Source organism: Bradyrhizobium lablabi, assembly GCF_900141755.1.
GTDB lineage: Bacteria > Pseudomonadota > Alphaproteobacteria > Rhizobiales > Xanthobacteraceae > Bradyrhizobium > Bradyrhizobium lablabi_A.
The window spans coordinates 91,759-105,499 of record NZ_LT670844.1 but is presented as its reverse complement, the minus strand read 5'-3'; the positions used below and the strand labels follow the sequence as shown (position 1 = coordinate 105,499).

Genomic DNA, 13,741 nt, shown 5'->3' with positions numbered 1-13,741 from the left:
AGCGTGAGCGCGCCGCCATGAGCGTCTCTGAACCGTTCATCCGCCGTCCGATCGCGACCTCGCTGTTGGGGATTGCGCTGTTGATCGGCGGCGGCCTCGGCTATTGGGCGCTGCCGGTATCGGCGCTGCCACAGGTCGACTTCCCGACGGTGCAGGTGACGACGCAATTGCCGGGCGCCAGTCCCGATGTGATCGCGTCCCTGATCACCGCGCCGCTGGAGCGTCAGCTCGGGCAGATCCCCTCGCTGTCGTTGATGCAGTCGACCAGTTCGTTCGGCGTCAGCCAGGTTTCGCTGCAATTCGATCTCAACCGCGACATCGACGGCGCCACCCAGGACGTGCAAGCCGCCATCAATGCCGCCGCCGGCGTCTTGCCCAAGACCCTGCCGTATCCGCCGACCTACGCCAAGGTGAACCCGGCGGACGCCCCGGTTCTGACGCTGGCGCTGACCTCGGAGACGGTTTCGCTGCGCGCCATGAGCGATCTCGCCGATACGCTGTTGGCGCAGCGCTTGAGCCAGATTTCCGGCGTCGGGCGCGTCACGGTGCTGGGCGGGCTGAAACCTGCGGTGCGGGTGCAGGCCGATCTGGCGCGGCTCGCGGCTTACGGCATCGCGATGGAGGATTTGCGAGCGGCCATTGCGGGCGCCAACGTCTCCGGGCCGAAGGGATCGCTCGACGGCGCGCAGCAGGCCTATACCATCGCCGCCAACGACCAGATCGCCGCGGCCGACGCCTATAAGCCGATCATCATCGCCTACCGCAACGGCGCCCCGGTCACGATCGGGGACGTCGCCAACATCGTCGACGGACTGGAAAACGACCGCACCGGCGGCTGGTACCAGGGCACGCCGGCCGTCATCCTCGATATCCAGCGCCAACCCGGCGCCAATGTCATCGACGTCGTCAGCCAGATCCGCGCCGAAATTCCGAAACTGCAACGTTCGATCCCGGCCGGCGTCAATTTGACCATCGTCAGCGACCGCACCGTCACCATTCGCGCCTCCGTCCATGACGTGCAGTTCACGCTTGTTTTGAGCGTGGTGCTGGTCACGCTCGTGGTGCTGTTGTTCCTGCGCTCGCTGCGGGCAACGCTGATCGCGGGCGTAGCACTACCGCTGTCGCTGATCACCTCGTTCGGCATCATGTATTTTGCGAATTTCAGCCTCGACAATCTGTCGCTGATGGCGCTGACCATCGGCACCGGATTTGTGGTCGACGACGCCATCGTGATGATCGAGAACATCGTCCGCCACATGGAGAACGGCGAGAGCGCGATGGACGCGGCGCTGCGGGGTGCCAGCGAAATCGGCTTTACGGTGATTTCGCTGACGGTGTCGTTGATCGCCGTCTTCATTCCGCTGTTGTTCATGTCGGGACTGGTCGGGCGCATGTTCCGCGAATTCGCGCTGACGCTGACGATCGCGGTCGTGACCTCGGCGATCGTCTCGCTGACGCTGACGCCGATGATGTGCTCGCGATTGCTGAAGCATGCCGGCGAGGAAATCGCGGTTCCCGGGCTTGCCGCGGTCAGCCGTTTCATCGACCGCATGATCGAATTCTACCACCGCACGCTGTTGTGGGTGCTCCGGCATCAGCGAGCGACGCTATTGGTCACGCTCGCAACCATCGTCGCGACGCTGGTCATGTATGTCGTGGCGCCGAAGGGCTTCCTGCCGTTGCAGGACACCGCATCGATCACCGCGGTGACCCAGGCCGGTCCCGACGTGTCCTTTGCCGAGATGCAGAGCCGGCAGACCCAGGCCGCGGATGCGATCAAGGCCGATCCGGATGTCACCGGCGTCGTCTCGGTGATCGGCGCGGGTTCGGTCAACCCGACCACCAATGTCGGCCGTCTGGTGATGACGCTGAAGCCGCGCGGCGAACGGCGCGACGACGTTTCCGCCGTGGTCACGCGGCTCAAGCAACGGGTGGCGTCGATCCCGGGCATGACGATCTATTTTCAGCCGGTGCAGGACGTGCAGATATCGACCCAGTCGAGCCGTTCGCAATATCAGTATACGCTGACCGGCACGGATTCCGCGCTGGTGTCGGAGTGGGCGAACAAGCTCGTGGCCGAGATGCGCCGCGATCCGTTGTTCCGCGACGTCTCTTCGGAAGCCCAGGATGGGGGCCTGCGCGCCGCGCTCGACATCAACCGCCAGCGCGCCGGCCAGCTCGGCGTCAGTCTGCAGGCGGTGACCGACACGCTCAACGACGCCTTCGCGCAGCGTCAGATTTCGACCATTTACGGACAGGCCAACCAATACCGGGTGGTGCTGGAAGCGCTGCCGATGTATCAGCGCGATCCCTCGATCCTGTCAAAACTCTATCTGCCCGGCGCGCTCGACGCCCAGGTGCCGCTATCGGCGGTCGCGACCCTGGTCCGCACCACGGCACCTTTGGCGATTTCGCACCAGGCGCAATTTCCGGCCGTCTCGCTCAGCTTCAACCTGGCACCTGGTGCCGCCCTTGGCGACGCCGTCGACAAGGTGAAGGCGATCGAAACCCGGATCGGCATGCCCGGCAGCGTTGTCGGCGTATTTGGCGGCGATGCGGCCGAATTTGCAAAATCGCTGGCCGGGCAACCGTGGCTGATCCTGGCCGCGCTGGTCACCATCTACATCGTGCTCGGCGTGCTCTATGAAAGCTACATTCACCCGATCACCATTCTCTCGACGCTGCCCTCGGCCGGCGTCGGCGCCATCCTGGCGCTGATGCTGTTCGGACAAGATCTGTCGGTGATCGGCCTGATCGGGATCATTCTGTTGATGGGCATCGTCAAGAAGAACGCGATCATGATGATCGACTTCGCGCTGGAAGCGGAACGGCATCAGGGCATGTCGGCGCAGGACGCGATCGTGCAGGCCTGTCTGTTGCGGTTTCGTCCGATCATGATGACGACGCTGGCCGCCTTGTTCGGCGCGCTGCCGCTGGCGGTGGAAAGCGGCACCGGCGCCGAGTTGCGCTTTCCGCTGGGCATTTCCATCATCGGCGGGTTGCTGCTGAGCCAGCTCTTGACGCTTTACACCACGCCGGTGATCTATCTGGCGCTCGACCGCATCAACCGCAGCATCGAAAAGGCGGTGCCGCCGGTCGCGCCCGAATTGCCGCCACCGCCGGTCGCGGGAGCCACCGAGGGGATGCAGTAATGGCGTCGATCTCGGAGCCGTTCATCCGCCGGCCGGTCGGCACCACGTTGCTCGCGATCGGGTTGTTTCTGGTCGGCGTGGTCGCCTATATTTTCCTGCCGGTCGCCGCGGTTCCCAATGTCGACTTTCCCTCGATCCGGGTCAACGCGTCGCGTCCGGGCGCTGATCCGTCGGTGATGGCGTCAACCGTCGCAGCACCTCTGGAACGGCGGCTCGGCGAAATCGCAGGCATCACCCAGATCACCTCGACCAGCGGGCTCGGCTCGACCAGCATCCAGCTGCAATTCGCGATCGGTCGCGATATCGACCGCGCCGCGCGCGACGTGCAGGCCGCGATCAACGCCTCGCTGGCCGACCTGCCGACCGATTTGCCGACCTTGCCCAATTTCCGCAAAGCCAACACCGCCGCGGCGCCGGTCTTCGTGCTGGCGCTGACCTCGAAGACGATCCCCTCGAGCGCGCTCTATGACGTGGCGGACACCGTGATCGCGCAACGTATCTCGCAGGTGCCGGGCGTCGGTGAAGTCACGGTCAGTGGCGCCGACCAGCCCGCCGTCCGGATCGCGCTCAATCCGGTGGCGCTGTCGAACGCGGGGATCGCGACCGACGACGTCAGGCAGGCGATCGTCAACGCCAATCCGCTCGGTCCGGTCGGTATCTTCAATGGCGGCCGCCAGAGCGAGACTTTGTCGATGAACAAGCAGATGCGCACGGCCGCCGAATTCCGCGATATCCTGATCAAGAGCTCGAACGGCAATTTCGTGCGGCTTTCGGATGTCGCGGAAGTCGAGGATTCCGTCCGCAACACCCGCTCGATTGCCTGGTTCAACAAGCAACCGGCCGTGATTATTCAAATCACCAAGCAGGGCGACGCCAACGTCATCGATACCGTCGATCGCGTCAGGGCGATGATTCCGGAATTGAAGAAATGGATTCCGGGCGGCGTCGAAATTTCAACGCTGGTCGATCGCACCGGCACCATCCGCGCCAGCGTCCGCGACATGCAATGGACGCTGCTCGCGACCGCGATCCTGGTGATGGTAGTGGTGTTCGTGTTCCTGCGCCGCCTCACGCCGACGATCGCGGCCGGCGTCTCGGTGCCGCTGGCGCTGGCCGGCACCTGCGCCGGGATGTGGGCGGCCGGTTTCTCGATCGACAATCTGTCGCTGATGGCGCTGGCGATTTCGGTCGGCTTCGTGGTCGACGACGCCATCGTCATGATCGAGAACATGTACCGCAACCTCGAGCATGGCATGCGGCCCTATCAGGCGGCGCTGGAAGGCGCCAAGCAGATCGGTTTCACGGTGCTGTCGATCAGCCTGTCGCTGATCGCAGCCTTCACACCGCTGATTTTCATGGACGGGATCGTCGGCCGGCTGTTGCGGGAATTCTCGCTGACGCTGACCTTTGCCATCGTGGTCTCGACCGTGGTGTCGCTCACGATCACGCCGATGATCTGCGCCCATTACATCAAGGAGGCGACCTCCGGCACGGCGACCTGGTTCGACCGCATCATCGAAGGCTCGTTGTCGCGCATGGTGGCGTTTTATACGCGTACGCTGCGGGTGGCGCTGGAATTCCCGATGATGGTGCTGTTGGTATTTCTCGCCACTATCGCGCTGACGGTGACGCTTTATATCAAAACCCCAAAAGGGTATTTTCCGGTCGACGATTCCGGCTTTGTGATCGGGGCGACGCGGGCATCGGCCGATATCTCGTTCCAGTCGATGCTCGGGCTGCAGCAGCAAATCGCCGACATCGTGATGGCCGATCCGGCGGTGGCGGGCATCGGTTCGATTCTGGGCGCCGGCGGCCCGGGCGGCGGGGGATCCAATCGGGGGATGATGTTCATCAGCCTCAAGCCGCCGGAAGAGCGGGGTGGATCAAGCACCGCCGATGCCATCGACCGGTTACGCAAAAGTCTGTACCGGGTGGCGGGCATCCGGCTGTTTATGTTCGCGGCGCAGGACGTGCGCGCCGGCGGGCGGCCGACCGATTCCGGCGACTACCAATACTCGCTGTTGAGCACCGACCTCGATTTGTTGCAGAAATGGGCGCCGATCGTCGCCAAGCGCATGGAGAGCGTCGAAGGTATTACCGACGTTTCCAGCGACCGCGATCCCGGGGGGTTGCAACTGACGCTGTCGATCGACCGGCAAAAGGCGTCGACGCTCGGCGTCCGCGTCCAGGATATCGACAACGCGCTCAACAACGCATTTTCACAGCGGCAAATCTCGATCATCTACACCCAGCGCAACCAGTACTGGGTGGTGCTGGAGATCGATCCGAAATTCCAGAGCGATCCATCCAATCTCGAGCGTATTTTCGTCGCTGGCGCCAACGGCGTCCAGTTGCCGCTGTCCACCGTGGTTCATTACGAGCGCGGATTATCGCCGCTTGCCGTGTTTCATTCGCAGTCGTTTCCGTCCTCGACTGTGTCGTTCAACCTGCTTCCCAATGTGCCGCTCTCGGCCGCCGCGGCCAGCATCCAGCGCGCGGTGGACGAGTTGCACATGCCCGAAAACATTCGCGGCAGCTTTGATGGCAACGCCGGCGACTTCAATAAATCCAGCGGCCGGCAGCCATTGTTGATCCTCGGAGCGCTGGTGGCGATGTATATCGTGCTGGGCGTGCTCTACGAGAGCCTCGCCCATCCCCTGACCATCATTTCGACCTTGCCCTCGGCAGGCCTTGGCGCGTTGTTGGCGCTGCAGGTCACCAACACGCCGCTGACCGTGATTGCCTTCGTCGGGATCATCCTCCTGATCGGCATCGTCAAGAAGAACGGCATCATGATGGTGGATTTTGCCCTCGACGCGGAGCGTAACCGCGGACTGTCGTCGGCCGATGCGATCTTCGAGGCCTGCAGCGCGAGGTTCCGGCCCATCCTGATGACGACGATGGCCGCCCTGTTCGCCGGCATTCCGCTGGTCATCGCGACCGGCCCCGGAACCGAATTGCGCCGGCCGCTCGGCATCACCATCATCGGCGGCTTGTTGGTGTCGCAGATCCTGACCCTGTACACGACGCCGGTGATCTATCTGCTGATCGACCGGCTGCGCGGACGATCCGCGCCGGCGCGGGTAGCGGTGGCGCCCGCCGAATAGCTTTGAACCGCGCCGCGCTGCAGCGTATAGCGGGCGGATGTCGAAATCATCCGAATCCCAGACTGGCGCCGCAGCAGCGGAAGCGATCGCGGACTGTCCGCATTGCCAAAAGCCCTTGCCGCTGTGCATCTGCGACAGCATCACGCCAATCGAGAACAAGCTTTCGCTGTTGATCCTGCAACATCCGCAGGAGCAGGACAGGGCGCTCGGCACCGCACGGCTGACCGCGCTGCATTTCAAGGATGCGGTGGTGAAAATCGGCTTGTCGTGGCCGAGCCTCTCCAAGGCGCTGGGCCGGCCGGTCGCCGATCCCTCGCGCTGGGCGGTGCTTTATCTCGGTTCCGCGAAGGTCGCCGACCTCGATACCAACGGCGATATCGTTGCGATCGACCGCAAGGGCCAGATCGAGGACAACCAGCGCGCCATCCTCAGAGGTATCGAGGGCATCGTGCTGCTCGATGGCACCTGGAGCCAGGCCAAGGCGCTGTGGTGGCGCAATGCCTGGATGCTGAAATGCCAGCGCGTCATCCTCGGCCCGGCGCATCCGTCACGTTACGGAAAGCTGCGCCGCGAACCACGCCGCGACGGCCTGTCGACCATCGAGGCCGCGGCGATGGCGCTGGCCGCGCTGGAAAAGCGGCCCGACATCGCCGCGACACTGCACGGAAGTTTCGAGCGGATGCTGGCCAGATATCGCGAGGCGCAGAGCGTGCTTCCCGAACTCGCGCCGAAGCCGCGGCCGAAGCGGGATTATCGCCGCCGCAAGCGCGCCTGACCACAGCTTCGATGTTAACGTAAACTGTGATCGTGCCCCGATCGCCACTTGGACGGCCTTTCGACGCGGTTGGGCACTGGTGTACATTGCCCGTCGCAAAGATTTCTCAAATCATTAGAGCGGCGTCGTTTTGCGACGCCGGTCCACTTGCAGGGATGGAACCGATGGCGCGACGATTTCTGAAACTGGGACGGTTGGTTGGCGCGCTGGGCTTGGTGGTGAGCCTTACCTCACTTGGCTTCGATTCACCTGGCTTCGCGGCCACGCCGGAACCCGCAGCGCCTGCAAAATACGAAGTGACGGGCTTTCGCGACGTCCGCTTCGGCATGACCGAGCCCGAGGTTCGTGCCGCCATCACCAAGGCGTTCGCGCTGAAACCTGCCGACCTCACCAGCACCACTAATCCGGTCGAGGGAACCTCCGTGCTGACCGCGAAGGTCGCTTCGCTTGATCCGGCGCCGGGTCCGGCGCGCGTCGCCTACATCTTCGGCTACGCATCGAAGAAGCTGATTCAGGTCAACGTGATCTGGGGCGAGGAGCCGTCGACGCCGCCGCCAGACGCGACCGCCGTGATCGCAGCCGGCACCCGGCTGGAGCGCTATTTTGCCGGCTTCAGCTGGAAGAAAGATACCACGCGCGCCGGCATCCCGGTCGGCGACAACACTGTCGTGCTGTTCTCCGGCGAAGACGAGAAAAAGGGCGCGGTGCGGCTGATCGCCGATGGTGTGAAATTCCAGATTCAGCGCGAAGGCAACCAGACCACCTCGCCGGAGCCCAAGGGGCCGCCCAAGCTGATCATCAATTACATCGCCGATCGCGAAACTCCCGACATTGCCAAGATCGAGCCGGGCAAGTTCTGACGATCCACCGGTGCCGCGATCGAAATCTCCGCCCGCGCGGAGGGCGAGGGCGGTTGCCTAAGTGATTGATCGTCTGTATTGATCCGCGCCCATGGGGCCACGTGGCGGAGTGGTTACGCAACGGTCTGCAAAACCGTGTACACCAGTTCAATTCTGGTCGTGGCCTCCATCAATATAATCAATGCCTTGCATTAATTATTTGAAAGACTGCAAGAAGTTCCGCGCGCTTCTCAGCAGGCCGCGTACCAGCCCTCGGGAAACGGAATAATCGGCCAAACGCGCTGGTTGTCGTTGGCAGCCTTCGGCGGCTCGGCAGACAGCGGCGAGGGCACCAAAAGTTCCTCTTGGGGAGCGGGTTCGATCGCCATTTTTACGGCCTCCAGCAACCGGTCGAATTCAGCTTCGCTCATCGCGCTCTCCGGGGTTCGAGAGGCGACGTTCTCAAAAGTGATTTGTTTCCAAATTGAAGCGATCGCTCAAATTTTAATGATCCGGCGATCGCGGCGTCTTTGGTTACTAATGGATTAATCCCCGGCCGACCTTAGACCACGCCAGCTGCGGCCAAGTGTGAAGAAAATCACATTTGGCCAAACATCTTTCGCGTATCTGCCGACATGACGGCGGCCTCGCACGGCGCCGGCGGAACAAGGCGGAGGATGCAGTCATGAAGGCTAGGTTCAGAGGCCGCTGGGCGGCGGCAAGCCGCGCCAATCTGGCGTTGGCGCTGACATTGTTCACCACCGGCTCGGCGCTCGCCGACATCGCAACGCCGGCACAGAAAAAGGCCTGCACCCCCGACGTCTATCGGCTGTGTCCCGGCGAAATCCCGAACGTCCGCGCCATCACCGCCTGCCTGCGCCGGCAGAAGGCGAGCCTGAGCGAAGCCTGCCGGGCGGTATTCGAGCAGTGAGCGGCGGATCGGCTTGCCGCGATAACATTCCCGCGTGAAGTCGCGCTCCGATCTCCGACGGCTATTGCTACGGATGTGGAAGCGCCGTGTTCTGTGGTCGGCGCGCCACAGGCGGGCCACAATCCACAGCAACGGGCGGCCTCAACAAAGACACAGAGGTTGCTCCAGAGTTAAGCTCACGCTGGAGGCAAGGTCTGAGTTCCAGCCGTCAAGGGAAACAATATGCGAGAGGCGCTACTTCTTAATCCGTTCAACGCAAGCCCTGAGCCGGCACCAAGCCCGGCACAGAGGGTCAACCGGCGAGCGACGAGGTCGACACCGGTCTGCTCCAACTGCCAGTCGGACGATATCGTCTCTCACGCCGTTGCCCAGTGGAGTAATGAGGCGCAGGAATGGCAACTGGCCAACACCTTCGACCAGCCGGCTCATTGCAATGGCTGCAACGGCCCGTGCGGTATCGTGTGGCTGCCGCTAAATTGAGTGTGGCTGCCACTGAATTAGCCGCGGTTGCATGCCAAAATCGGGTAACGGCTCCCCGGGCTGACGAAGATGGGCACTATTGCTTCGCCGTGGCGCCATGATGCCGAAGCCGATTCCTCACGTCCCGAATCCTCGCGTCCATCGTCAGAGACTGACTGAAAATGCAGCCAATGGAACCGATGGTTCTAGTGAAACTCGTCATGCCCGGGCTTGTCCCGGGCATCCACGTCTTACATCCGGAAAGCAAGAAAGACGTGGATGGCCGGGACACCCGTCTACGCCAACGCTTCGCCGGGTTTTCAGTGCTGGTCCGCCGAAGCTCTAGCGAAGGCGGAAGCCCGGCCATGACGTGGTTAGAAAGTGCCTGAATGGGCTGGCCGCATTTCCGGTCAGACTCTGAGGAGCGCTATGGCTTGCGATTTGGCGCTTTCCCTATCTGGGCCGATCGGTCGAGCCAACCTGGTAAGCCCGGTCGGCCGAATCACCAGGTCACCCGAATCACCAAGTCACCCGCGCCGTCCCGGTGCCGGCATAGGTAGTGCTGCGGCCCGCGAACTCGCCGTCGAATTTGCCCAGCAGCGTCACGCCATTGGCGAGCCGCAGTTCGGCGCCAGCGGAGGCGAGCGCGGAGTCCTTCACGGGCGCGGCGCCGTTGACGATGAAGCTCGCGCCCGGCAGCGCCTGGAACACCGCCGCGAGCGTGGGGTCGGTGATCCAGTCATGCGCCCAGGCGAGACGGCCGCGCAAGATGAGCACCGCGGTTGGATCGACCAGCGCCACGTGATCGAACCGCGCGCCCAATTCGCTGCGTGTATCGGTCGCCGTCCGCCCATTGTAGGTCAAGCCGAAGCCGCCGCCGGTGAGATCGGCCTCGCTGTAGGTGGGCGTGCGGAAGTTTTGCGCCTGCAGCGCCGCGTAGGGCGCCACTCCGCCGATAGGTGTCGCGAAGCGATAGCCGCCCTCGATGCGCCCGCCGACACTCTGCGCGTTGAAGCTCGCGGTGAGGTGATCGCCGAAGGCGGCGAAGCGGTCGGTCGACATCCAGTGATTGGTGAAAGCGAGCGAGGCCGCGACATAGGCCGGGCCCGAGCGCGTAGTGCCGTAGACGCGCCGGCCTGGAACGCATCGCTCTTGCCGCCGCCGAGCCCCTGCGCCAGGCCCCAATTGGTGCCGCCGCCGGCAAGCGCGAAGCCAAGCGTGGTGCCGGGCGCGACGCGATAATCCATTCCGGTGGCGAAGCCCGCGGCGCGCGCGGTGAGATCATGGCTCCCGACCACGACAGGATCGCCGCTGGTTCGGTTGTAGCCGCCATAGGCCGAGCCCCACACGCTCCAGCGCTGCTCGAACAGCGGCGCCTTGGTGAGCGGCGCCTTCATCACCTCGGCATAAGCGAGCGCGATGTCGTCGGGGAGCACCTCGCGCTCCGGCGCGAAGCCGATGGCACCGCCATTTGCGCCGCCCACGCCGCCGCGGCCGTCGACGAACGGATCGAGCATGACGCCGAGGAACTGGCTCATCAGCTGGAACGCGCCCTGCTGGCCGCCGGTCGCGGCTTCGCCGGACAGGAGCGTGAGCGCGTTCGCCAGATTGCCCCCGCTGAGGCCGAACACGTTGACGAAACCGGGCGGCAACGTACCGCCGTTGTTGAAGAAATTGTTGAGCGCGCTGGCGATGCTCTGCCGGTTGCCGCTTAGGCCCCCGGTCGCGAGCTGCTGCTGCCCAAGAACCGCGGTGAGGTTCAACAGCACATCGGTGCTGGTGTAGCTGAGATTGGTGGTGAAGCCGGCGGGCAGGTTGGTGGTGCCGAGCGGGCCGAACGTGGTGCCGCCAAGCCCGCCCGAGTGCAGGATGGTGTACTGCCTCGCCAGATAGCTGCCGGGCGCGAACGCCGCCAGCACATTGCCGGCGAGTGCGGCGGTGCCGGTCACATTGGCAGACGTGGACGTCGTCGGATTGATTTGCACCAGATAGAGCGCGCCGGACTGGAACGCGAGATTGCCGGCAATGGTGATCGACGTGCCGGGGACGCCAGGCGTGCCCGGCGCCAGCGTGCCGCCGGATGCGATGGTGACGGTGATGGGATCGACGGTGCCGATGCCGGTCAAGGTCCCACCCGAGTTCACCGTCACGCTGCTCGAATTGTTGATCGAGCCGTCCACCTGCAGCGTGCCGGCATTGACGTTGGTGGCGCCGGCATAATTGCTCGAGCCCGACAATGTCAGCACGCCGGTGCCGGTCTTGGTCAGCGCGCCGGTACCGGAGATCGTTCCCGAGAATGTGGTCGACGTTCCGTCGCCGCCCGTCGTCAGCGTCGCCGAGCCGAGCGTCACCGCGCCGGCGCCGGCGAGCGAGCCGATGGTCTGACTGAAATTGTTGAGGGCGAGTGTGGCGCCTGAGGCGACCGTGAACGCGCTGTTCGATGCGAACGCATTCGAGGCGCCCGCTTGCAGCGTGCCGGCGTTGACGTTGGTCGCGCCGGCATAATTGCTCGAGCCCGACAATGTCAGCACGCCGGCGCCGGTCTTGGTCAGGCCGCCCGTGCCGGAGAGTGAGGAACCAAGCGTGATGTTGTTGCCGTTGGTGTCGAACGTGGCGCCGTTGCTGCCGAGGGCCGCGAGCCGCGAGGAGATGTCGGTGGTGTTGCCGGTGGCCCATTGCAGGCCGCCGCCGTTCAGCGTGATCTGACCCGAGCCGAAATTGTTGACCGCATTGAAATTGATCAGGCCGCCGGTGACGGTGGTGCCGCCGCTATAGGTGTTGGTGGCCGAGAGCGCCAGCGTGCCGGTGCCGGTCTTGGCGAGGGTCCAGGAGCCGCTGCCGCCGTTGCCGGCGCCGTCGGCGATCTCGTTCGACACGGTCTGCGACTGCGCGGCGGCTGGGGCGAAAGTGAGCGTGCCGCTGCCGTCGAGGAAGACGCCTTGGCCGAAGGCCGAGCCGTTGCCGGCGCCGTTACCGCCGCTGCCCGGGATGGCGTTGTTGCCGTTGACGGTGAGCGGGCCGCCGAGCGTGAGGCTGCCGCCGGACTGCACGAAGATCGCGCCGCCCATGCCGGCGCCGCCACCGCCGCCGCCGCCGCCGCCGAAACCGCCCGCACCGCCGTTGCCGTTGCCGATGCCGTTGCCGCCTCCGCCGCCGAAGCCGCCCGCGCCGCCGGCGGGGCCGCTGCCGAAGCCGCCGCCGCCGCCGCCGCCGAAGCCGCCGCCACCGCCGCCGTTGCCGTTGCCGTTGCCGCCACCAACACCGCCGCCGCCGCCGCCGCCGACGCCGACGCTGACGCCGCCGCCGCCGCCGTTGGCGCCGCCGTTGCCGCCGCCAACGCCGCCGCCGAAGCCGCCGGAATTCGCGCCGGTTGCAATACCACCGGGGAAACCAATGTTGGAGTTGCCGCCATTGGCACCGCCGCCGAGCCCGCCGCCGCCGCCGCCGCCGACGCCGCCGACGCCGTTGCCGCCCGTGCCGCCCATGCCGCCACCGCCGCCACTGCCGCTACCGGCAGGACCGGCGGTGCCGCCACGGGCGGCGTTGCTGGTGAGCTGGACGTTGCTCACGGTCACGTTGGCGAGATTGGCGACGAAGATCGCACCGCCCAGTCCCGCGCCGCCGCCGCCGCCGCCACCGCCGCCGCCTGATGCCCGAGCGTTGGTAATGGCGAGATCCTGGATCGCGACATTGACCGGCACCTGGGTCGAGCCGGAGAAGGCGCCGATGAACAGGCCGCGGAACACGTTGTTGCCGGAGAGCGTGTTGTTGTTGCCGAGGATGGTGACGTTCTTCTGCACCGCCGGCAGGTCGGCCGCGAGCGTGATGCTGTTAGTGAAAATGATGCGGTCGCCGCTTGCGGCGCTGATGATGGCGCTGCGCAACTGCGCATCGCTGCCGACGTTGAAATCCGTCGCGCAGGCCGGCCCCGCCGCGGCGATGACGATCGCGCCGGCGAGCATGGTGCCGGAGAGCATGGTGCCGGAGAGCCATGCGCTCCGCCGCACGCTGGCCTGGCGCACGCTGCAATGACGCGGTCTCATTCTGCTGGCCCCCATTGCCCCACTTACGGCATCGCCGAACCCCCGTTCGGCGCGCACTGCCGGCGTCCCGTCGCGACGGATGCGCGGGAATCACCTTTACCGGCCGCGATGCAGCACGCCATTCTGCTACCTAGCAGGGGGGCGGGCCCGGTTCGGGCCGTCGCCGCATCTCAAGGAACCTGGGTAAACCAGCGTCAGCGTTGCAATTTTCGGATTTCAGCGCTGCTTTCGCCGACGCGCATCGCCGCATCGGCGGATGACCACGCGCGGCCGGGTTTTCGCCAGCGTGTGGCGCGCGCGCAACACTTGCAAAGGTCGTCATGCCCGGGCTTGACCCGGGCATCCACGTCTTACAGGCGCAAAGCAAGAAAGACGTGGATGGCCGGGACAAGCCCGGCCATGACGTGGTTAGAAAGTGCCTGAATGGGCTGGCCG

General features: G+C 65.0%; 7 protein-coding genes, 1 tRNA gene and 1 pseudogene. 6 read left to right on the top strand and 3 right to left on the bottom strand.

All coding sequences use genetic code 11. From position 1 onward, the window contains the following. Positions 1-17 precede the first annotated feature (17 nt). From B5526_RS00455 to B5526_RS00435, 5 genes are all read left to right on the top strand, one after another. Positions 18-3,152: an efflux RND transporter permease subunit gene (locus B5526_RS00455; RefSeq protein WP_079536039.1), complete on the top strand. Its 3,135-nt coding sequence runs from the start codon at positions 18-20 to the stop codon at positions 3,150-3,152. Next, positions 3,152-6,259, top strand: a complete 3,108-nt coding sequence (locus B5526_RS00450; protein ID WP_079536037.1) for an efflux RND transporter permease subunit — start codon at positions 3,152-3,154, stop codon at positions 6,257-6,259. The genes B5526_RS00455 and B5526_RS00450 overlap by 1 nt, the downstream gene beginning before the upstream one ends. A 37-nt stretch (positions 6,260-6,296) precedes the next feature. Continuing rightward, a complete protein-coding gene (locus B5526_RS00445) occupies positions 6,297-7,034 on the top strand; it encodes a tRNA-uridine aminocarboxypropyltransferase (protein ID WP_079536036.1) in 738 nt (245 codons plus the stop codon). Positions 7,035-7,198: 164 nt separating this feature from the next. Further along, the gene (locus B5526_RS00440; RefSeq protein ID WP_154071049.1) at positions 7,199-7,894 is read left to right on the top strand and encodes a hypothetical protein; all 696 of its coding nucleotides are present in this window, start codon (positions 7,199-7,201) and stop codon (positions 7,892-7,894) included. Positions 7,895-7,989: 95 nt separating this feature from the next. Continuing rightward, positions 7,990-8,063: transfer RNA gene (locus B5526_RS00435), tRNA-Cys, on the top strand. Positions 8,064-8,124: 61 nt separating this feature from the next. Here the strand turns inward: B5526_RS00435 and B5526_RS00430 are convergent. Next, positions 8,125-8,304, bottom strand: a complete 180-nt coding sequence (locus B5526_RS00430; protein ID WP_079536032.1) for a hypothetical protein — start codon at positions 8,302-8,304, stop codon at positions 8,125-8,127. Between the two features lie 254 nt (positions 8,305-8,558). Here B5526_RS00430 and B5526_RS00425 point away from each other — a divergent pair, with 254 nt between their 5' ends. Further along, positions 8,559-8,804 (top strand): hypothetical protein, encoded by a 246-nt coding sequence (locus tag B5526_RS00425; protein WP_079544582.1) that lies wholly within the window; start codon positions 8,559-8,561, stop codon positions 8,802-8,804. A gap of 978 nt (positions 8,805-9,782) precedes the next feature. Here B5526_RS00425 and B5526_RS38735 read toward each other — a convergent pair. Both B5526_RS38735 and B5526_RS38730 read right to left on the bottom strand, forming a co-directional pair. Then, a complete protein-coding gene (locus B5526_RS38735) occupies positions 9,783-10,448 on the bottom strand; it encodes an autotransporter outer membrane beta-barrel domain-containing protein (protein ID WP_154071048.1) in 666 nt (221 codons plus the stop codon). Positions 10,449-11,482: 1,034 nt separating this feature from the next. Next, a pseudogene (locus tag B5526_RS38730) lies at positions 11,483-12,331 on the bottom strand (autotransporter-associated beta strand repeat-containing protein); the annotation flags it as partial. Positions 12,332-13,741 lie beyond the last annotated feature (1,410 nt).

Bases quoted from the DNA above. Each gene is read 5' to 3' on its own strand.
- B5526_RS00455 (WP_079536039.1), top strand. From the start codon at position 18: ATGAGCGTCTCTGAACCGTTCATCCGCCGTCCGATCGCGACCTCGCTG.
- B5526_RS00450 (WP_079536037.1), top strand. From the start codon at position 3,152: ATGGCGTCGATCTCGGAGCCGTTCATCCGCCGGCCGGTCGGCACCACG.
- B5526_RS00445 (WP_079536036.1), top strand. From the start codon at position 6,297: ATGTCGAAATCATCCGAATCCCAGACTGGCGCCGCAGCAGCGGAAGCG.
- B5526_RS00440 (WP_154071049.1), top strand. From the start codon at position 7,199: ATGGCGCGACGATTTCTGAAACTGGGACGGTTGGTTGGCGCGCTGGGC.
- B5526_RS00430 (WP_079536032.1), bottom strand. From the start codon at position 8,304: ATGAGCGAAGCTGAATTCGACCGGTTGCTGGAGGCCGTAAAAATGGCG.
- B5526_RS00425 (WP_079544582.1), top strand. From the start codon at position 8,559: ATGAAGGCTAGGTTCAGAGGCCGCTGGGCGGCGGCAAGCCGCGCCAAT.